The organism is Paenibacillus sp. J31TS4 (assembly GCF_018403265.1).
In the GTDB taxonomy this organism is placed as follows: Bacteria; Bacillota; Bacilli; order Paenibacillales; family NBRC-103111; genus J31TS4.
Window position 1 is genome coordinate 584878 of record NZ_BOSI01000002.1, and the last position, 20376, is coordinate 605253.

Below are 20376 nucleotides of genomic sequence, written 5' to 3' on the forward strand. Positions count from 1 at the left end.
ACGGATGCTGCTAACGCGAATGGCCGGTCCAGACCATGCCCGGCGCTCCCTCAGATCTCCGTCGAAAGCCGTGAGCCTCATAGAATGGCGCCTTGCCTTCTGCGCTGAACAGATGCACCGACAGCATGCCGCTTTCTTCGCACCAGGTCAGCAGTCTGTGCAGCATCGCGCTTCCGGCCCGCTGTATCTTCATCCCATCCACTCCTAGTCTGATCTTCCAGACTTTCTTCTTCTCCGTGCTTCTCCTTTCTCCCTGCCTCTTCTTTCCTTGTCCCCTGTTTTGTGCCACAATGGCGGTACCGACAACTTACGGGAGGGTGAGGCGCGATGAGCATGAAAAAAACCGTCTACGCACTAGGAGAAACGCTGATCGACATGGTGCCGGGGGACACTTGGGGGGACGCCGGGGAGACGGCGTACATCCCCAAAGCCGGCGGTGCCCCGGCGAACGTCGCTGCCTGCGTCTCCAAGCTCGGCGGCCGCGCCGGCTTCATCGGCAAGCATGGGCGGGATGCGTTCGGCACGCTGCTGGCGCATACGCTGGAGCAGGCGGGCGTCGAGACGCGCTATTACACGGCAACGGAGGAGGCCAAGACTGCGCTTGCCTTCGTGACGCTGGATGCTTCCGGCGACCGCTCGTTCTTGTTCTACCGCGATCCGTCGGCCGATCTGCTGCTCCGCCCGGAGGAAGTGCCGGTTGCCGCGATTCTGGAAGGCGGCATGCTGCATATCGGTTCCATCTCCTTGACGGGCGAGCCTTCCCGCAGCGCTACGCTTCATGCGGCCCAGGAGGCGCACCGGATGGGCGCCTTCGTCTCGTACGATCCCAACTGGCGGCCGGCGCTCTGGCCGTCAGAGGAGGCGGGACTGGCAGCGGTCCGGGAGCTGTACCCTTACTGCTCCCTCATCAAGGTCAACCGAGAGGAGCTGGGACTGTTGACCGGCTCGGAGGACCTGCAGGAGGGCAGCGAGTGGTTTCACCGACAGGGCATCCGCTACGTCTTCGTCACGCTGGACGCGGAGGGCTGCTACTATTCCGCCGCCGGAGAGACCGGGGAAGAGCGGATCACCGGGAGAGTCCCAGGCCGGCGCGTCGCCTGCGTGGACACGACGGGAGCCGGGGATGCGTTCATCGGCGCTCTGCTGTACAAGCTTTCCCTCCACGAAGACAGCGCGCCGCCGGACGCCAGGCTGCTGCGGGACTGGGCGGCATTCGCCGTGGCCGCCAGTGCGCTCGTCACGCTGCGCAAGGGGGCGATCGCGGCGCTGCCGTCACTCGCCGAAACAGAGGCGTTCCAGGGGCAGGAAGGAGACAGGGCGGATGGATAGAGGGCAGCTTGAGGAGCTGAAGGGGAGGATCGCGTCCGGCGCTCGTGTGGTCTTTTTCGGCGGGGCCGGGACCTCGACGGAGAGCGGCATTCCCGATTTTCGTTCCGCCAGCGGTCTGTTCGGGCAGGGAGCCGAGTTCGAGCATCCGCCGGAGGTGATGCTGAGCCGGAGCTTCTTCGACCGGCATCCCGAGACGTTCTATCGGTTCTATCTCTCGCGGATGATCTACCGGGAGGCTCAGCCGAACGCCGCGCATCGGGCGCTCGCGGAGCTGGAGAAGCGGGGCGTTCTGGAAGCGGTCGTCACGCAGAACATCGACGGGCTGCACCAGCGGGCGGGCAGCCGGCGGGTGCTGGAGCTGCACGGCTCGGTGCATCGCAACCGCTGCCTGGCTTGCGGCGCGTTTTATCCGCTCGAGACGGTGATCGAGAGGGCGGCGAGCGGCGTTCCGGACTGCCCGGCCTGCGGGGGGACGATCAAGCCGGAGGTCGTCCTGTACGAGGAGCCGTTGGACCCCGATGTGCTCGAGCAAGCCGCAGACAGCATCCGCAGCGCGGATGTGCTGATCGTGGGTGGGACGTCGCTCTCGGTGCAGCCGGCCGCCGGTCTGGTCCGGCTGTACCGGGGCGACGCGCTCGCGCTGATTAACCGCACGCCAACTCCGTACGACCATGCCGCCCGATACCGGTTCACCGACAGCATCGGCCAGGTGCTGCAGACGCTGGTGGATTAGCGGATGCGACACGGTCCGGTCCCTAGGTCTATGCATAGCAAAGAGCAAGCCCACGCTTCGGCGGGCTTGCTCTTTCTTTTTTCGGTTTCGCCGCTGTTCTCCCGCATTCACTTACGAGAAGAAGCGAAGCTGCTTCAGCTGGGTGACGGCCTGATCCAGCTTGCGGCGGAGCGGGCCCCGGCGATCCTCCAGCAGCGTCAGTCCGGCGCCGTCGGCTACCGCCTCGACCGTCTGCCAGATCGTCCAGCATTCGGTGTCCAGGTGCTGCCGGAACCGCTCGTCCCGCTGCCCCTCGAGGCACCGGTCTAGCTGCCGGGCCGCCCAAGAGGTCTCTCCTTCGCCGCGGCTCTTCAGTCTCCGCAGGATCGTTTCCCTCGAGGCGCACAGCGTGTAATGGCGGACGTCGATGCCTTCGCGCAGCAGACGGCCGACGGTCTCCTCCCAATAATCCCGTCTTGCGATCGTCATCGGGACGATCAAGACGCCGGGATACTCCCGCTCCATGTGGGCGAGCATGCCATAGGTGATCTCCCGCCAGACCGGGTAATCCTGAAAATCGCTGCGGGACGCCTCCTTCGGCATCTGCTTGCGGATCCAGTATCCGGCAAACTCGGGATCGTAAATCCGGGAGCCGGGCAGCCGCCGATGCAGCTCATAGGCGGTTTGGGACTTGCCCGAGCCGAACGGCCCGTTGATCCAGACAATCATCGCGTCTCCTCCTGATTTGGCGCCGCCCGGCTACAGGGAATCGGGCGGGCGATGTCCTCGTTTCAGCTCCCGAATCGAATAGCCGAAGTCCATCTGAAGGTGCGGGTAGTCGGGGAAGCTCGTCCAGTCCCCACCCCAGGTGAAGCCGAGCCGCTTGGCGATTGCGACCACTTCCATCCAGTCGGCTTTCCCGTTCCGGTTGCCATCGTATTCAAGATCCCAAATCGCCTTGCCGTCCTTTGTCAGCAGGGCAAAATCAATGGCGAGACCGTAATTATGGTAGGATTCGCCTCCGCGGGCGTTGGTGACGACTCGTCCGTCCCCGCTGCGGCCCTGCCGGTACAGCTCCTCCTGCTTCTCCTCGCTGCGAAAGCCTTCGGTAATCAGCAGCCGGATGCCGACGCGCGCGGCTTCGGCCGTCAGCTCCTTTTGCTTGGCGGCAATCAGAGGATGCAGCTGCGTCACTGGGCGTGCCGGCTCGGTGTCTAGAGGAGGGAGCATGCGTTCCAGCCGGGACCAATCCGCGAGGCCGTACAGGAACAGGGCGGCCAGCAGAACGGGGAGAACCAGCTTGCGTAATGGCGCCCGGGGGGCGCTCGTGTTGTTCGCTCTCATTCTCTTATCCTATCATACATCCCGGCATGTCCGGTAGAAGGGGACTAGCATGATGCTGCATCAAATCCCTGCACCTAAGCCAACGCAAAGAGCCCGCCAGGCACAATGCCGGGCGGGCTGAAATTCGCGCTAGGGTTATTCGATCGTATTCCAGTAGGTGAGCCCGGAGATTGGCAGACGAGCTGTCGGATGGCCGGGAACCGCGGCTTTGCCGATTGGCAGCAGTATAGTCGGATGATAGCGGTCCGGAATCGCCAGCAGCTCGCGGAGCGCCTCCCGGTTATAGCCGCCCATCGGCACCGTGTCGTAGCCCATCGCGCGAGCTTGCAGCATGAGCTGCATCGCGACCAGACCTGCATCGAACACGATGATCTCGAGCAGGCGCTCCGCCGGGATCGAGGAGTAGGTCCGCCGGCTGTTCTCGGCGAACTGCCGGCTCAGTTCTTCCGTCATGTAGCCGGCATCGCGGGCAGCTCCATAAATCTCGTCTGCCTTCTCGTACATCTGCTTATCGGCCAGCAGGACGAGCACTGCCGAGGCGTTGACGACCTGCTGCTGGTTGTTCGCAACCGGCAGCATACGCTGCTTGAGCTCCGGATCGGTTACGACGAGGAAGCGCCAAGGCTGCATGTTGGACGACGAGGGAGCGGCCTTGGCGGCACGCTCGATGATCGTCTCCAGCTCCTCCCGGGGGATCCGGAAGTCCGGTTCATACCGGCGAACCGATCGCCGGGATTGTACCACCGAATGGAAATCGGCGACCGCGGCCAGGGTGGTTTGAGTAGTCATTATGGAACCCTCCTATTTTTCGTTTACGGAATAGCTGCCCTGAGCAGGGAGCGTTTGCTCCGCTCGTATTCATAGTGTGCTCAAATTGGCACAGTTAACTGTTTAGATACTAGCACAGTATAGTGCGGCCGGATCCATCTGTCAACCCGGCTGACCGGTCTGCCCGACCCGTTCGGCCAAATCGGCGATCGTGGTCCGCTTGAGCACGGCGAGGGCGCTCGCTTCCAGCTCCTCGGTAATGTTCTCGAACACGGCCTTCATACCCGTGCCAAAGCCGTTGCTGCCCGTCGTGTCCGCCATGGCATTGCAGAGCGGCTCGCCCACCCGCAGGGCGCAGTAAACGTCGGCCAGCGTAATCCTCTCGGCGGGCATTCCCAGCTGGTAGCCGCCGTCCCGGCCCTCTCTCGTTTCGACGAGCCCTTCCTTGACGAGCTTGGCCAGTACGCGTCTGACGAGGGAAGCTTCCGATTGGATGCAGGAGGCGATGCAGGCGCTCGGATAGGCGCACGGCTTGTCTGACAGGATCACCATTGCCTGCAGCGCAAGCCCGAACCACTTATGATGGGGAAACGTCTCGCATTTGTCCGGCTTCATGCCGCACCTCCTCTCGGCCATCGGCCTATCCTACCAGTATACTGCCCGAGGCATCCTGCGGACAAGCGGCCGGGAGCCGGTACATCCGTACAGCGGTTGGCCGCGAGCCCTATGCTTCCAGAGCGGATGCAGGCTTCAGGTGTGCTGCTATTCATCCGGCGGCAGCAGGCCACTGCGCTTGGCGCCTCATCCCAGCAGCGGTGCTGCCCGAATCCAGCGCAGCATCCATGCGGCTGTAGGCCGCCGAGCCCGGCGCTCCGCCGAAACGGCAGCAGCCCGCCGGCCCCGTTAAGGGGAGGCGGGCTGCTCGTCCGGACTGCGGCGGGGCCGCCCTGGCTTCCCCTATTTGCTCGGAAAAAGCCCCGCAAGCTTCGCGAACGGGGAGTCCGGCTCATCGCCTTCGGTCGCCGTCTTATAGACGATCTCTTCCGTATACACCGAATCTTCGGCGACTGTGTTGCGCTCCAGCACGAACTGGTCGTACAGCCTCTGGAATATCTTGGCCGTATTGAGCGCGTCGTCGAGCGCCCGGTGATGGGCCCCCTCGAATGGAATTTCCAGCAGCTCGAGCGCCGCTTTGAGGCCGACCTGCTGGTGCTTCTCCCGCTTGAGGATGCGCGACATCTGCTTTTGCAGATTGTTGTGGTTGCGGATCCAGTCCATATCCAGCTGATGGGCCCGGCAGTCGCGGACGAATTGCAGCTTGTCGTCCGGTCCCCAGGCGCACAGGTAATAGTCCTCGTGGCCGATCCATTCGATAAATTGCCTCAGAACGTCCGGGAACCGGTCCGCCTGGGCCAATTCTTCTTCCGTAATCCCCGTAAAGACGGTTGTGTTCTCCTTGATGCCCGTCAGCTTGCTAGGACGGACCAAAGCCTGGAACGTACCGGCGATTTCCGCCTTGCCGTCCGCTTCCACCAGCTTGACGGCCCCGATCTCAATGATCTCGGCGATCTGGGATTTTTTGCGCCGAACGGTCATCTCCAGGTCGTATACGATAAAAACCATAATGTCCCTCTTTCTCACGTTCGATATGCCTATCATAGCATAAAAGCAGCGGAGGAGGGGAATCCCCGCCTCTCGCAACATTCCTTATGCGGCAATCATGTTTGCCGCCGGCCGCCCGTATGCTATTGAGAGGAGAAAAGTTGCCGTTCGACATTTTACACCCGTTGCGGACAAGAAGAAAGTCTGTCTACATGTAGAGTAAGAATAAGGTCTTGCGGAAGGGGAGTCAGCCATGGTCCAGCTTCCTAAGGTGAACGATCTCGGTTTTTTTGAAATCCGTCTTGAGTCGATCGGTGGTCTTGGCGCCAATCTAGCGGGGAAGATGCTGGCCGAGGCCGGCGTCGTCGGCGTCGGATTGAACGGCGTCAGCTTCTCGTCCTACGGCTCGGAGAAGAAGGGCTCTCCGGTCAAAGCCCACATCCGGTTCTGCAGTCCGGATACGCGCATCCGCGACACCTCTCCGGTGGAGCGTCCGCACATCGTGGGGGTGTTCCACGAAGCGCTCGCGAAGACCGTGAACGTCATCAGCGGCATCCACGAGGATAGCCTGGTGCTCGTCAATTCGGCGAATCCGCCCGCCGAGCTGAAGCAATCTCTGAACATGCTGGCCGGCACGCTCGCGGTCGTCGACGCGACGGGCATTGCGCTCGAGGAGAAGAACCGCGTCAATATGGCGATGCTGGGGGCGCTGTTTCGGCTTTGCGCGTTTTTGGATCCGGAGCCGATGAAGGCGGTCATCCGCAAGTCGCTGGAGAAGAAGTATCCGCTCGCCGTCGAGCCGGCTCTCCGCACGTTCCAGCGCGGCTATGAGGGGCTGCGTGTCGAAGCGTTTCCGCTGCCGGCCGGGGCACAGATGCCGGCCTACGTGAGGCAGGATACGCCCGTCCTCGGCTACGAGACGCAGCCGATCGGCGGCACGATCACGAATCCGGGCAACAGCATTCTCAAGAATCTGAGCATCTCGCGGGCGGGCATGCTGCCGCATTTTGCGGAAGACAAGTGCATTCACTGCGCCGCCTGCGACAATGTCTGCCCGGACTTCTGCTTCGTCTGGGAGGAGCAGGAGGACAAGAAGGGACGGCCGCAGATGTTCCTGCAGGGCATCGACTACCAATACTGCAAAGGCTGCCTCAAATGCGTCAAGGCATGCCCGACGGACGCGCTGTCCGGCGAGAGAGAGGTGGACGGCTACGCGGATGCCCGCCGGGTGCCGCACCGGTTCGACCTCGCCCCGAGCTGATGCGAGATGCTGGCGAGCCGTCGAGACGCCGGCCGTCGGCCGGCATCGGCTTGCCGCCTGCACAGTTCCATTTTTCAACCAAGCCGATGACTTAAGGAAAGGTGGGTTCCTTCTTGGCAATCGATTGGAAGCATGAGAACGGTCCGGGTCTCGTCGAGCAGAGGATCGTCTACGAATCCGGCAACGAAATGGCCGCCTATGCCGCACACCAGATCAATTACCACATCATGGGGTACTTCCCGATCTCCCCCTCTACCGAGGTGGCCCAATTCCTGGATCTGATGAAAGCGAACGGACAGCACGACATCGTGTTGATCCCTGCCGACGGCGAGCACGGCTCCGCCGGCGTCTGTTACGGCGCCTCCACGGCCGGGGGACGGGTATTCAACGCGACGAGCGCGAACGGCTATCTGTATATGCTGGAGCAGATGCCTGTCCAGTCGGGGACCCGGTTCCCAATGGTCATGAACCTCGTCTGCCGTTCCGTCTCCGGCCCCCTCGACATTCACGGCGACCATTCGGATCTGTATTACGCGCTGAACACAGGCTGGCCGATTCTGATGTGCCGCGACCCGCAGGCGGTCTACGACATGAACATCATGGCGCTCAAGCTGGCGGAGGACTCCGAGGTGCGGCTGCCGGTGCTGGTGGCGTCCGACGGCTATTTCACCTCCCACCAGAAACGCAAGGTGCAGACGTTCGCCAAGCGGGAGGACGTGCAGCGGTTCGTCGGAGAGCGGCCGCCGGTCGGGTTCCCCGATACGCTCGACCGCAACAACCCCGTCACCGTCGGTCCCTACATGAACGAACCGGATTACATCAACAACTGCTACCAGCAGTCCATGGCAATGTACCGCGCAGAACCGGTCTACGATCGGATCCGCAAGGAATATGCGGCGCTGACCGGCCGGGATTATCCGATCCTCGACTTGTACCGGATGGAGGACGCCGAGGTGGCGGTCTTCCTGATGAACTCGGCCTCGGAGATCATCAAGGACGTCGTCGATCAGCTGAGGGCCCAAGGCGTCAAGGCCGGCTCGATCGCGCCGAACCTGATCCGTCCGTTCCCGGCCCGGCAGATCGCGGAGGCGCTGCGGAACGTCAAGGCCGTCACGGTCGGCGACCGGGCCGACTCCTACGGAGGCCACGGCGGCAACATGGTGAACGAGATCAAGGCGGCGCTGTTCACGCACGGCTGTACCGGTCCTTTGGTCATCAGCCGGATCTACGGGCTCGGGGGCAAGGATTTTTATGCCGAGGACGGGCATGCCCTGTTCCGCTTCGCCATCGAGGCGGCAGCCAGCGGTACTGTCGCGCGGCCGTTCGATTACCACGGCCATACGCCGGGCGATCCGGCCAAGGCACCGAAGCGCGTGCTGAATCCGATGAAGTACGAGGACCTGAATACCGGGCTGATCAAAGTAACGCCGGATGAGCAGGGAGGCCCGCTCAAGGTCCGGGTTCCGCCGCTGCGCGCGCTGACCAAAAAGCCGAAGCGGATCGCGCCGGGCCACGGTGCCTGTCCGGGCTGCGGCATTTTCTCGGGACTCGAGCTGTTCTTCAAGGGAATCGAGGGCGACATCGTGGCGCTGTTTCATACGGGCTGCGCAATGGTCGTGACGACCGGCTATCCGTATTCTGCCCATAAAGCGACATACATTCATAATCTGTTCCAGAACGGGGCCGCCACGTTGTCCGGCGTCGTCGAGATGTTCTGGGAGCGCAAGCGGCGGGGCGAGCTGGACCATCTCCAGCTGCCGGACGACTTCACCTTCGTCATGATCACGGGGGACGGAGGCATGGACATCGGCATGGGGCCCGCGATCGGGGCTGCGCTGCGCAATCACAAGATGATCATTCTCGAATACGACAACGAAGGCTACATGAACACCGGAGCGCAGCTCTCGTATTCGACGCCTCTCGGCCACCGCACCTCGACTTCGAATGTCGGCCAGGCGAACGGGGGCAAGCTGTTCCATCACAAGGATACGGCGCAAATCATGGCGGCCACGCATATCCCGTACGTGTTCACCGGCTCCGAGGCGTTCCCGCAAGACCTCGTCCGCAAAGCCGCCAAGGCGCAGTGGTACGCGCAGCACGAGGGACTTGTCTACGGCAAGATTTTGATTACGTGCCCGCTGAACTGGCTGTCGGAGGACGAGGAGGGGACGTCGATCGTGAGCGCGGCGGTCGACTGCTGCTTCTTCCCGTTGTACGAGGTCGAACGCGGCATTACCGCCATCACCTACAATCCGGAAGAGAAGAACAAGAAGATCGCCGTCGGCGAATGGCTCGCTTCGATGGGCAAAACCCGGCATATGAACAAGCCGGAATTCGCCGATGCTCTCGCTTCGTTCGGGCAGGAGGTGGACCGCCGCTGGAATGCGCTCAAGGCGCGCCACGAGAATCCGTATCTGTAACAAACGGCCGGACGCCAAGCAGAAGGAGTTGAAGAGGATGGCTTGCGTGGCGCGTGACCCCGTCTCGGGACTGCTGCTGACCAGGCGGCAGAGCAACAAGTACGGATTGACCTATTACGGCGTAGCCTGCTGGGAGACGCGGTCGGAGGCGGAGCAGGCTTTGGAGGGCGAGCCGGGGATATGGGAAGTGCGAGAGGTCGAGGAGGCGCTGGTGAAGCGCGGCAACGTCAAGCTGGCGAACAGCGACCGGAACCAGCTCTTCCTGCCGGCGGAAGGAGACGTGCTGGAGCTCGTCCGGCAGGGCGAGTAGCTGGAGCTCTGGTTCCGGGAAGAGGTACGGCAGGGGATTAGGGAGCGCAGCAAGGGAGTGGAAGTCGTCGCGCAAGGCGATTGGCTCACGTTCCCCTGAAGAAGAAACAGGCTGAATGCGAAGAAGGCCCTTTGAAGCGGAGATCCGCCCGAGGGCCTCCTTTTTTATGGGCTTCCTCTCCAATTTTGACGGTTTCCCATTTATGTGGAAAAACCAGCAACCTTTTCCTTCTATCGACCGTCTATATGGAGGAGAATGCCAAATCAGGAAAGAGGGGGACGCTTGGTGAACATGAAGAAATGGGTAATCGGAGGCGCCGTACTCGTCTCCACCGTATTCGGCAGCGCGGTGCTGGCCGACAGCGCGTTAAAGCTGGTGGTCAACGGCAGTCTGCTCGGGGAACAGGCCAAGGTGCAGCTGCAGGATGGCACGACGATGGTTTCGGCCCGCTCGCTGGCGGAAGCGCTGGGAGCCAAGGTAGAGTGGGAGAACGAGACGCGCACAGTGCGGATCGACCTGCCGGACGCTTCTCTGCAGAAGGGCCAGATCTCGCTGCTCGAGAAGGCGGTGGCACCGGCCACGGCGAAGGCGGCGGCCGAGACATGGGCGGAGGGCGTCAAGACGCGCAACGGCGCGCTGCAATACGCTGTCATGAGCAAGGAGCTGCGGGACAAGGAGCGCGAGAACTTCGAGGCGTTCCATTGGGTAACCGGCACCTCGAGTCCTTGGGTGGACTCGTACAAAGTAGGCGAAGGGCGCGAGAACAAGGACGGCACGCTCACCTTTGCCGTCGAGCTGGTCTACACCGATTCGACCAAAGCCGTAAGCACCAGTACGCAAGAAGTGACGGTTGCCAAGCAGGACGACCGCTGGTACGTCTCGGAGCTCCCGGGATCGCCGTCCGATCCGGGCGTGGACGAGTTCCCTTATGACCATGTGACGTACGAGAATCAGTACTGGGCCTATACCGTCACCCTGCCGAAATCGTGGTACGGCCAATTCCTCGCCCAGGAAAGCGAGACCAAGAGCGAGCTGCTGTTCCAATCGTCGACCGGCTTGAAGGCGCCGATCGTGACGATCCACTCGGTTCCGGCGGCGGACTGGAAGCAGGATGAGTACGGTCAGCTTCACAAGCTGGGGGAGAAGAAAGGGCGCGTCTATTACTACGTCCTGCCGCTCGACAATCCGTATGAGGGACGCGAGGTCGACGCTTACGGCCGGATGGTGCAGGAAGCGAAGGAAGCGATGAAGACGTTCCAGCTGCCCTAACCGGCGGGGAGCCTGCTACCAATAGAAAGCAATCAAAAAAAGGAGCTGCCGCGGCAGCTCCTTTTTTTTTTTGGTTGGCATTCGAATTGGCTGGCTTCTTTCGCCAGGGCCGGTCACCGGTGGAACGCATCGCTTCCGGGACGGCCCGCCTCCTGGCTTGTGTGCTAGGTGGCGTCCTCCACCGTATCGAACAAGCCGTCGGTGCCGGCGATCGAACTTCGGCCGCCGACGACGCATACGCAGCCGTTGGATAGCCCGGCGGTGATGAGCGGAGAATACCCGCGCATCGCCTGGGCGGTAGCGCCTAGCACATCCGCGCGCTCCCGATCGACGTCTTCCTGGGTCAGGCCGCTCCACTTGCGGCCGAGCGCCACGCTCAGCATCGACTGGGGCGTCAGTGGCGTATCGAGCCGGCTGATCGTGCCGATAATGTACTTGGTCATCTCGCGCTCCTCCGCCTCGAACGCCTCCAGGTAGCCGGGCATGCCGTCATAGGCGGCGAGCGTCTCAGCCAGCTTGGGATCGCGGTACGAGGACGCGGTGAGCGTTCCGTCCCTCTGCAGCATCAGCGATACGCCGTAGGCGCCTCCGAGCACCCGAACCTTGTTCCACAGATAGTCCAGGTTCAGAATCGTGCGCAGCACCTGAAGCTCGCCGCTGTAGGAGTAGCCGGCCTCGCGGAAGTTCCCGGCCTTTGTCACGTACTGAACGCTGCCGGCCGTCGCGAAGCCTTCGTTCACCGGCGTCCGCTGGAATGGGAATGGAGCCGCAGCGGGCTCCTCCGCCGAGAGTGCCCCGCGGATCGTCATTAAGCTCTGGGTGACGTCGCTGTACGCTTCCTCTTCGCACGCCACCGCGAGCGAGAAACGGCTCTCCGTGAAGAGGAGCCGGCACACCTCGGCGAGCGCTGTCTGCGTGTCGTCCCAGCGAGCGTCCCAGCCGCTCTCCAGCTCGCACAGGAACCGGTAAAACTGCAGTCCGCCCGTCAGCTCGTCGAACCGGTACCGGGGCGCGAGATGGGACAGAGCCCGCATCCGGGAGACGATATGGCCGGAGCTGGAAATGACGCTCTCGGTCCGGGTCTTCGTCTCGCTCACAATTTCCTTCAGCCGCTTGCCGTCGGTCAGGCGCGAGGAGCCGAGAATCTCCCGGATGAGCTCGGCCGCCCGGTCGGTCTTGTCATAGAATGCCTTGGCGTTCACCTGGAACGCCGCTCGGAATTGCTCCGGCTGATGCGCATCGCCGTAGCTTTGAAGCGAGAAGGAGATGCCGCCCGTATGCAGGTTGATCTGGTTAGAGAGAGCCTCCTCGCTGCGCTCCGCGGTGCCAATCTTGCCTAGTGCAATCGTCAGCAGCTTGACGTACGGCAGCAGAGCCTCAGGCAGGCCTTCCAGATCGAAGACGGCCGTCATGTAAGCGATCCGCTGCGTAAACCGGTCGAGATGAAGCACCTCCACGCCCTGCTCCGTACGGTTCGCAGTCGGGAACGGCTGGCTGTGAGGGTCGAGATCCGCCAGCGTTAGCGAGGGGATCGCAGCGAGCGCCGCCGGATCGTCCGGCTGGGCCTGGGCCGCCTTGAGCCGGCTGGTTTCCCGGACGAGCTCCTCGAGCTCCTGCTCCGACAGCGTAGCTTTATGGGCGGCGAGCCGCTCCTTCGCCTGCTCGGCCAGCTTGGCGGACCAATCCTTCTCCGGCTTGAGCAGGATCAGGGCGGCATGCGGATTGTCCAGCAGCAAGCGGCGGATTAGGCCTTCGAAATAGCCGCCCTGGGCCGCCTTGCTCTTGATCGCCTCCAGCGTTTCCTCATAGGCGAGATGGCGCAGCGGGTGGCCGCCATACAGCCAGCTGTCCAGCATGATCATGTTGTAGACGAGCGATTTGGGATACCCGCCGAAGTCGGCCTCCCGCAGCGCGAACTCGTATTTGTTCACGGCGGCTTCTACCGTCTCGGCATCGAGTCCGTTCTCGGCCAGCCTGGTCAGCGTCTCGTACACAAGGGAGCGGAACTGCTCCTTGCGGGCCTCGTCCGTATTCTTGACGATCACGCTGAACACTGGCTGCAGCAGGCCGGTATCCAAATAGCCGACGACGGCAGAGCCGATTTTCGCGTCCGTGAGCGCTTTTTTGAGCGGTGCGCTCGGAGTATCCAACAGAATCGTCTTCAAAATTTCGAGCGCGATGTACAGCTCGCGGTCACTGGATTCACCGGCGGCGAAGCTGAGGCTGAGCTGGGACCGGCCCTCCGCCGTGTCGCCCGGGCAGGTGAAGGTGCGTTCCGTAACCTCGTGGAACGGGGCCTGCTCCCGGATGCGTCCGTCTACGTCCTGCCGCTCGTACCCGCTCAGGTAGCGGTCGTTCAAAAACGCCAGCGCTTCATCGATATCCACGTCGCCGTACAGGAACAGACAGCTGTTCGACGGGTGGTAGTACTTGCTGTGGAACGCCAGGAACTGCTCGTACGTCAGATCCGGAATGAAGGAAGGGTCTCCTCCGGAATCATGGCCATAGGCATTGTCCGGGAACAGAGTCTGCCGGATGTGCCGGGTATGCACGGCGTCCGGAGAGGAATAGACGCCCTTCATCTCGTTGTAGACGACGCCATTATAAGTCAGCTCGGCGTCCGGGGCCGTTAGCTCGTAATGCCAGCCCTCCTGCTTGAAGATGTCGGGCTTCCGGTAGATGTTCGGCTTGAAGACGGAATCCATATACACGTGCATCAGGTTGAACAGATCCTTGGGATGGGTGCTGCCGACCGGGTACATCGTCTTGTCGCCGAATGTCATGGCGTTGAGGAAAGTCTGCAGCGAGCCCTTGAGCAGCTCCACGAACGGTTCCTTGGACGGGAACGACTCGGAGCCGCACAGCACGGAGTGCTCCAGAATGTGGGCGACGCCGGTCCGGTCGTCCGGCGGGGTCCGAAAACTGATCGAGAACAGCTTGTCGGGATCGTCGTTGGACAAGCTGACGAGCGCCGCTCCGCTGCGCTCATGCTGCCAAATGCGGGCGGTGGAGTCGAGCTCGGGGAGGTAGGTCTCCTCCTGCAGGCGAAAGCCGTGGTACAGCTGGTTTGGTTCGAACGGCAAAGGAACGTCCTCCTTCCAGTAATTGAGGGTGGAAAAACTATGTAAGCTGTCTATAGTGTACCAGACCGCGAGCCTGTTCGCCCACGGGGGAGAAGCACGGGAATAAAAAAGAGCGGCTGTCCCGTAAAAGGAACAGCCGCTCCGGCAAGTCCGGCGGCCGATCAGCCGGCCGTCATGTTGTAAGTCATGATCCAAATCGAGCCTGCGACGATCGTCAGCAGGATGACCACGGCGAGGATGAGCGTCATCAGGTTGTAGCGCGGCTTCTCCTCGTCCCTGATGTGCATGAAGAAGAACAGCTGCACGAGGAACTGGAGGACGGCCATCGCCAGGATGACAATCAGGGTCGCGTTCCGGCTCATCATGTCGTTCAGTACGACGACGAGCGGGATGATGGTCAGGACGATGGACAGCAGGAACCCGATCAGATACGACTTAAAGGAACCGCCGTGCGATTTGTGAGCGCCGGTATCGTGGTTCGCCATCTTACATCACCCCCATCAAGTAAACGACCGTGAAGACGAAAATCCAGACGACGTCGAGGAAGTGCCAGTACAAGCTGATGATCGTGACCTTCCGCTTGGTGACGCTGGTAATCCCGCGGCGGGCAAGCTGGAGAACGAGCGCTATCATCCAGACAATGCCGATGGAAACGTGCAGGCCGTGCGCGCCGACCAGTGTAAAGAAGCTGGACAGGAACCCGCTGGTCGAGATCGTCGCACCTTCGTGAACCATATGCACGAACTCGGTGATCTCCATCGTGACGAACGCGATGCCGAGTGCCAGGGTGACGATGAGCCAGCCGATCAGGCCTTTCTTGTCACCCTTCTGCATCGAGAGAACCGCCAGACCGCTCGTGAAGGAGCTGGTCAGCAGGATGAATGTCTCGGCAATGATGCCGGGCATCGAGAACAGCTCTTCGGCCGTCGGTCCGCCGCTCGTATTGAGACGGAGAACGACGAAAGTGGCGAACAGCGTTGCGAACAGAATACAGTCGGTCATGAGGAAGATCCAGAAGCCGAACGTCTTTAGTTCCTCTTGATCGTGATGGCCATGATCATGATCATGGTGAGAAGCTGCATGTGCCATTAGTTTGCCCCCCTCAGCGCTGCTTCCGTCCGTTTAATCTCATCGACCTGGATATAATAGTCGGTGTCGTATTGGAACGAACGGACCAGCATACAGATAGCGACTCCGATCAGGCCCGGAATGGCGATCCACAGCCAGTTGAAGACGAAGCCGAAACCGGCCGTGAACCAGCAGAGCGATTTGATGAACGGAATTGCGGAATTTTTAGGCATATGAATCGGCTCGAGCGGGATTGCCTTCGGCTGAATGCCCTGCTCGCGTCTTTCCTTCTCTTCCCACCACCAGTCGCGCTCGTCCGCTACCGGGATGGTCGCGAAGTTGTAGACCGGAGCAGGGGAAGGAATGGACCATTCGAGCGTGCGGCCGACGCCCCAGGAATCGCCCGTTGTGTCTTTCTTGTGGAACTTGATGCTGTGCGCGATTTGCCATACCTGGAAGAGGAACGCGATGCCCATCAGGAACGCCCCGATTGTCGAGACGACGTTCAGCGGCTGCCAGCCCATGTCAAAGTCGTACACATTGATACGACGCGTCATGCCCATCAGGCCGAGCAAGTATTGCGGCATGAAGCAGACGTAGAAACCGATGTTCCAGAACCAGAATGCCCATTTGCCGAGATGCTCGTTTAGCTTGAAGCCGAACATCTTCGGCCACCAGTAGTACAGGCCCGCGAAGTAACCGAACACGACGCCGCCGATCAGCACTTGGTGGAAGTGAGCGATCAGGAAGTAGCTGTTATGGAACTGGAAGTCCGCCGGAGCGACCGACAGCAGCACACCGGTCATCCCGCCGACGACGAAGCAGGGGATGAAGGCGATGGCCCACATCATCGGAGTCGTAAACTGGATTTTGCCCCGGAACATGGTGAACAGCCAGTTAAAGACTTTCACACCGGTCGGAATGGCGATAATCATGGTCGTCACCGCAAAGAACGCGTTGACGTTCGCGCCGGAGCCCATTGTAAAGAAGTGGTGGGCCCAGGTGAAGAAGGCTGCTACGCTGATCGCGATCATGGCGAAGACCATGGATGCGTAGCCGAACAGCTTCTTGCGCGAGAAGGCTGCCACGACCTCGGAGAAAATCCCGAATGCCGGCAAGACGACGATGTAAACCTCAGGGTGACCCCACATCCAAATCAGGTTGATATACATCATCGGGTTGCCGCCACCGTCCAAGGTAAAGAAGTGCGCGCCCAGGAAGCGGTCAAGGAAGAGCAGGAACAGCGTAACCGTCAGAATCGGGAACGCGAAAATAATCGAGATACAGGAAGACAGAACCGACCAGGAGAACATCGGCATCTTCATCAGGCGCATGCCTGGCGCACGCATCTTCAGGATGGTGACGATGAAGTTGATCCCTGTCGCCAAGCTGCCGATCCCGGAGATCTGTATGCCCCAGATGTAGAAGTTCTGTCCGACGCCCGGACTGTGCGACAACTCCGACAGAGGCGGATAGGCGAGCCAGCCCGCATCCGGCGAGCCGCCGATGACGAACGACATGTTGAACAGCATGGCGCCCCAGAAGAACAGCCAGAAGCTCATCGAGTTCAGGAACGGATAGGCGACGTCGCGCGCACCGATCTGTAGCGGAACGATAATGTTGAACAGGCCGAACATAAGAGGCATGGCCATGAACAGAATCATAATGACGCCGTGCGTCGTGAAAATCTGGTTATAGTGCTCCGCCTCAAGGAAGTTCAATTCCGGCATGGCGAGCTGGGTCCGCATGAGCAAGGCGTCCACACCGCCGCGGAACAGCATGAGCAGAGAAGCGATGATGTACATGATCCCGATTTTCTTGTGGTCGACGGTCGTCAGCCACTCGGTCCAAAGCCAGCGCCATTTCTTGAAGTAGGTCAAGACAATGACGATGGCGATCATGGTCAGCGCGATGGAAACTTGGGCGCCCAAAATCAGCGGATCGCCGGTTACGAAAAACTCGGAAGCAAATTCTTTCAAATTATCTAGCATAAGGTGCCACCACCTTTCCCTTTCTGGTTAATGCCCCGCAGAGGAATGAGCCATATGATTGTCTGCGGTCGAAGCTGTTTGCTGCTGCTTGCCTGGATCGGGCGGCTGGGGCATGCCCATGTCCGCCGAGCCATGCTGGTGGTGGGTACCGCCCGGTGCATACTTGGTGACGATGGATTCAAACAGGCCGGCAGGGAACGAGGAGAACGCCTGTTTTTCAGCCGATCCCGGCTCGGCCAGCTTGGCGTAGCCTTCCTCCGTCAGAGCTGGGGAGGAGGATTTGACCTCTTTGACCCAGTCATTGAATTCGGCGTCGGACGTCGCATGAACCTTGAACGTCATCTGCGCGAAATCGCGGCCTGTGAAGTTGGCGCCCGAGCCGTAGTACTCGCCCGGCTCATCGGCCTGCAGGAACAGCGTCATGGCCATGCCGGACATAGCGTAGATCTGTCCGCCGAGCTGCGGGATCCAGAACGAGTTCATCGGGGAGTCCGCTGTCAGCTGGAAGCGAACGGGCGTATCCTCGGGAATGTAGGCATAATTCACGGTGGCGATTCCTTGCTCCGGATATTTGAACAGCCATTTCCAGTCAAGCGACGTGACCTGGATGGTGATGGGTTTTTTCTCCGATACGAGCGGCTTGGAGGGCTCCAGCTTGTAGGTATAGGACACCGTAACGATCCCAAGCGCTATGATGATCAGGACCGGAATCCCCCACCAGATGGTCTCCAGCTTCGTATTATGCGACCAGTTCGGCTTGTAGGTCGCGTTGTTGCCCGGTTTGTCGCGATAGCGCCACGCGAAGATCCCCGTCAGCACGATTACGGGTACCACCACGATCAAGCACAGAATGGTCGCGATGTAGATCAGGTCTTTTTGCGATTCGCCAATCGGCCCTTTTGGGTCGAGCACGATGATCTGGTCGGAGCACCCCGAGAGCAGGGCGACCACCAGAACAAATAGCAGCGGCACTAGATATCGCTTAATCGGTCTCACACTTTTCATCTCCTCATCTAGCAGCTCATGGTAAGGCGATTCCGTATCATACGTCATTGACAACAGCCGCCTCTTCCTCACTGCTCTTAAGATAGCAAATAAAAGCCGGTCCGACTGCGGACTTAACAATTACGTCAATTTTTTGTCTTTTTTTCGTAATAGAAAGTTCACCGCTCCGCCATTGTTTTTTTGCCGCGTCATATTTAAGTACCCATCGGCAGGAAACGGTAAAACCAATCATTGTAAAAACAGCCCAAAAGCCCGGGATAACAAGGGCTGATGGGCTAGCGGGGAAGGGGAGGCCATCTTCATCAGCATTCATAAAAAAAAAGAGCAATCCATTCCTAAGAAATGGACTGCTCCCTTGCCAAAGGCTGGCATGCTTATCGAATCGTTGGGACCGCGGGTGGCTACTACTCCTGCTGAGAATCTCTCAACCGGGCATGGACCAGACCGATCGCGGTTCCGATGGTGAAGATGAAGACGCTGCCGACAAGAAAACCGATGCCTACCATAAGGCCGAGGTTCTTGTCGTTGAAGTCAGTAATGTTCAGCAGGCTGAGCACGACCCCTATGCCGAGGCAGAGCCAGGCCATCACAGTCATCATAATTGTCAAACGGCGCGCGCTTCTCTCATTGGATCCAGGATTGGCGGAAATAGGTCTTGTTGCCATCTTGGTACACCTCCGGTGCTAGTAAATGCTTCCCTTACATTTAATATACCACAATTTTGTCCGGTTGTTCATAAAACCTTCAAATTTTGATCAAAAATCGGACAAAAATTTGACTGGACATCGTGATGAATCCAGTCCAGTCCGCTTTTCGTGCAGAGAACGCGTTTCCGAAAGGGAGAAGGCGGGGCCGCCAAGCCGGGCCTGGTCGGGAGCAGACCGCTGAAAGGACACAGAAGCAAGCAGAGAAACATAAGATTGTTTCCTCTCATCGGGATTAGTATGTTCCGGGAGGAGGCAGCATAAGCGCTCCGCTATTTCCCAAACCTGCAGCCCAAACCAGCACAAATGGAGCGGCCAATCATCTGGCCGCTCTTATTTGTGGTCCGAGGAAAGTGGAGCGGTGCTAGCTATCATATGACGAGCAACTGCATGCTCCTCTCGTCAAATGGCGGTTTTCTGTCGGTTACGGAGGTTTCATGCTCGGGCAGGACAACTAAGTCGGCGAATCGCCGGCCAGTCGCGGAGGAAGATTGACAGCGGACCGATCGATCCGTACAGGCACGCATGGGCGGCCGCCCACATACACTGAACTAATCGCAACGTGGAGGTGGCTGCACGTGCCCGGACTGTTTTCCGCAATCGCTTTGTTCATCAAGGAATTGATGCTCCTCGTCTCCTACGTCAAAAACAACGCCTTCCCGCACCCGCTGTCAGAGGAAGACGAAATGAAGCACCTTCGCCGAATGGCGCAGGGCCATTCGGATTCCCGCAACCTGCTGATCGAGCACAACCTGCGGCTGGTGGCCCACATTGTGAAAAAGTTTGACAACACCGGAGAGGATCTGGAAGATCTCATTTCCATCGGCACGATCGGTCTCATTAAGGCGATCGAGAGCTTTTCCCCGGACAAAGGGACGAAGCTGGCCACGTTCGCGGCCCGGTGTATCGAAAACGAGATTCTGATGCACTTAAGATCCCTCAAGAAAACGAGGAAGGACGTCTCGCTGCACGATCCGATCGGGACCGATAAGGAAGGCAACGAAATTACCCTAATTGATATCCTCGGCACGGAAGCCGACGATGTAGCGGAGCGGGTCCAGCTCAAGATCGAGAAGAGCAAGATCTATGCCCATCTCGATATTCTCGATGAACGCGAGCAGGAGGTGATCCGCGGCCGGTTCGGCCTGGATGCGGGAGGGGAAGAACGTACGCAGCGGGAGATCGCCAAGGAGCTCAACATCTCGCGTTCCTACGTGTCGCGCATTGAGAAGAGAGCGCTCATGAAGCTGTATCATGAGTTTTATAAGCAAAAGAAGTGAAGAGCCGGGCGGCGGACCAATATCGTTTAGTTGTAGGATGTACCCGGATCGTTCGGCAGAAAACAAACAGATAATGGCACGGACGAAAAGAACCAGAATTCGACTGATTGGCTTATCGGTCGAGTTCTGGTTCTTTGGAGTATACCCAATGTTCTTTGTCTCTTATTAGGAGGTAATGAGTTATTTGTGCGTGACAAAAAGAGGCTTATTACAGTCTATAATATTGATTA

General features: G+C 60.0%; 20 protein-coding genes. 7 read left to right on the plus strand and 13 right to left on the minus strand.

Going from position 1 to position 20376, the window contains the following annotated elements:
• Nucleotides 1–10: 10 nt before the first annotated feature.
• Complete coding sequence (locus KJS47_RS13450; protein ID WP_213525547.1) at nucleotides 11–193, minus strand: GNAT family N-acetyltransferase; 183 nt, start codon at nucleotides 191–193, stop codon at nucleotides 11–13.
• A 134-nt stretch (nucleotides 194–327) separates the two neighbouring features.
• Between KJS47_RS13450 and KJS47_RS13455 the strand changes: the two genes are divergently transcribed.
• Complete coding sequence (locus tag KJS47_RS13455) at nucleotides 328–1329, plus strand: carbohydrate kinase family protein (RefSeq protein WP_213525548.1); 1002 nt, start codon at nucleotides 328–330, stop codon at nucleotides 1327–1329.
• The gene (locus KJS47_RS13460) at nucleotides 1322–2062 is read left to right on the plus strand and encodes an NAD-dependent protein deacylase (RefSeq protein ID WP_213525549.1); all 741 of its coding nucleotides are present in this window, start codon (nucleotides 1322–1324) and stop codon (nucleotides 2060–2062) included. The genes KJS47_RS13455 and KJS47_RS13460 overlap by 8 nt, the downstream gene beginning before the upstream one ends.
• Nucleotides 2063–2173: 111 nt before the next feature.
• Here KJS47_RS13460 and KJS47_RS13465 read toward each other — a convergent pair whose 3' ends face one another.
• From KJS47_RS13465 to KJS47_RS13485, 5 genes are all read right to left on the minus strand, one after another.
• The gene (locus KJS47_RS13465) at nucleotides 2174–2770 is read right to left on the minus strand and encodes an AAA family ATPase (protein ID WP_213525550.1); all 597 of its coding nucleotides are present in this window, start codon (nucleotides 2768–2770) and stop codon (nucleotides 2174–2176) included.
• A 30-nt stretch (nucleotides 2771–2800) separates the two neighbouring features.
• Nucleotides 2801–3385 carry a M15 family metallopeptidase gene (locus KJS47_RS13470; protein ID WP_374707029.1) on the minus strand — a complete coding sequence of 195 codons (585 nt, stop codon included), beginning with the start codon at nucleotides 3383–3385 and terminating at the stop codon, nucleotides 2801–2803.
• Nucleotides 3386–3520: 135 nt separating this feature from the next.
• Entirely contained in the window at nucleotides 3521–4174 is a 654-nt protein-coding gene (locus KJS47_RS13475) for a nitroreductase family protein (RefSeq protein WP_213525551.1), read from the minus strand.
• Between the two features lie 141 nt (nucleotides 4175–4315).
• Nucleotides 4316–4768 carry an RrF2 family transcriptional regulator gene (locus KJS47_RS13480; RefSeq protein WP_213525552.1) on the minus strand — a complete coding sequence of 151 codons (453 nt, stop codon included), beginning with the start codon at nucleotides 4766–4768 and terminating at the stop codon, nucleotides 4316–4318.
• A 342-nt stretch (nucleotides 4769–5110) separates the two neighbouring features.
• A complete protein-coding gene (locus KJS47_RS13485; protein WP_213525553.1) occupies nucleotides 5111–5776 on the minus strand; it encodes a 3'-5' exonuclease in 666 nt (221 codons plus the stop codon).
• Nucleotides 5777–6008: 232 nt separating this feature from the next.
• On the opposite strand from KJS47_RS13485, the gene KJS47_RS13490 reads away from it, so the two are divergent.
• The 4 genes from KJS47_RS13490 (at nucleotide 6009) to KJS47_RS13505 (ending at nucleotide 11015) form a co-directional block, all read left to right on the plus strand.
• The gene (locus KJS47_RS13490) at nucleotides 6009–7016 is read left to right on the plus strand and encodes a 2-oxoacid:acceptor oxidoreductase family protein (protein WP_213525554.1); all 1008 of its coding nucleotides are present in this window, start codon (nucleotides 6009–6011) and stop codon (nucleotides 7014–7016) included.
• A 113-nt stretch (nucleotides 7017–7129) separates the two neighbouring features.
• Nucleotides 7130–9436, plus strand: coding sequence for a thiamine pyrophosphate-dependent enzyme (locus KJS47_RS13495; protein ID WP_249716362.1), 2307 nt, complete (start codon nucleotides 7130–7132; stop codon nucleotides 9434–9436).
• 37 nt (nucleotides 9437–9473) lie between these two features.
• Nucleotides 9474–9746 (plus strand): hypothetical protein, encoded by a 273-nt coding sequence (locus tag KJS47_RS13500; protein ID WP_213525555.1) that lies wholly within the window; start codon nucleotides 9474–9476, stop codon nucleotides 9744–9746.
• 291 nt (nucleotides 9747–10037) lie between these two features.
• On the plus strand, nucleotides 10038–11015 hold the full coding sequence (locus KJS47_RS13505) for a stalk domain-containing protein (protein ID WP_213525556.1): 978 nt from the start codon (nucleotides 10038–10040) through the stop codon (nucleotides 11013–11015).
• A gap of 164 nt (nucleotides 11016–11179) precedes the next feature.
• Here the strand turns inward: KJS47_RS13505 and KJS47_RS13510 are convergent, their stop codons facing one another.
• The 7 genes from KJS47_RS13510 to KJS47_RS13540 form a co-directional block, all read right to left on the minus strand.
• A complete protein-coding gene (locus KJS47_RS13510) occupies nucleotides 11180–14098 on the minus strand; it encodes an insulinase family protein (protein WP_213525557.1) in 2919 nt (972 codons plus the stop codon).
• Nucleotides 14099–14259: 161 nt separating this feature from the next.
• Nucleotides 14260–14583 carry a cytochrome o ubiquinol oxidase subunit IV gene (cyoD, locus tag KJS47_RS13515; protein ID WP_213525558.1) on the minus strand — a complete coding sequence of 108 codons (324 nt, stop codon included), beginning with the start codon at nucleotides 14581–14583 and terminating at the stop codon, nucleotides 14260–14262.
• Nucleotide 14584: 1 nt separating this feature from the next.
• Nucleotides 14585–15187, minus strand: coding sequence for a cytochrome o ubiquinol oxidase subunit III (gene cyoC / locus KJS47_RS13520; protein ID WP_213525559.1), 603 nt, complete (start codon nucleotides 15185–15187; stop codon nucleotides 14585–14587).
• Entirely contained in the window at nucleotides 15187–17157 is a 1971-nt protein-coding gene (locus tag KJS47_RS13525) for a cbb3-type cytochrome c oxidase subunit I (protein WP_213525560.1), read from the minus strand. Before KJS47_RS13525 ends, cyoC begins: the two co-directional genes overlap by 1 nt.
• Nucleotides 17158–17184: 27 nt before the next feature.
• Nucleotides 17185–18162: a ubiquinol oxidase subunit II gene (cyoA, locus tag KJS47_RS13530; protein ID WP_213525870.1), complete on the minus strand. Its 978-nt coding sequence runs from the start codon at nucleotides 18160–18162 to the stop codon at nucleotides 17185–17187.
• Between the two features lie 37 nt (nucleotides 18163–18199).
• Nucleotides 18200–18475: a hypothetical protein gene (locus tag KJS47_RS13535; RefSeq protein ID WP_213525561.1), complete on the minus strand. Its 276-nt coding sequence runs from the start codon at nucleotides 18473–18475 to the stop codon at nucleotides 18200–18202.
• Between the two features lie 91 nt (nucleotides 18476–18566).
• The gene (locus tag KJS47_RS13540) at nucleotides 18567–18827 is read right to left on the minus strand and encodes a hypothetical protein (protein ID WP_213525562.1); all 261 of its coding nucleotides are present in this window, start codon (nucleotides 18825–18827) and stop codon (nucleotides 18567–18569) included.
• 617 nt (nucleotides 18828–19444) lie between these two features.
• Between KJS47_RS13540 and sigK the strand changes: the two genes are divergently transcribed.
• Nucleotides 19445–20146, plus strand: a complete 702-nt coding sequence (gene sigK / locus KJS47_RS13545) for an RNA polymerase sporulation sigma factor SigK (protein WP_213525563.1) — start codon at nucleotides 19445–19447, stop codon at nucleotides 20144–20146.
• Nucleotides 20147–20376 lie beyond the last annotated feature (230 nt).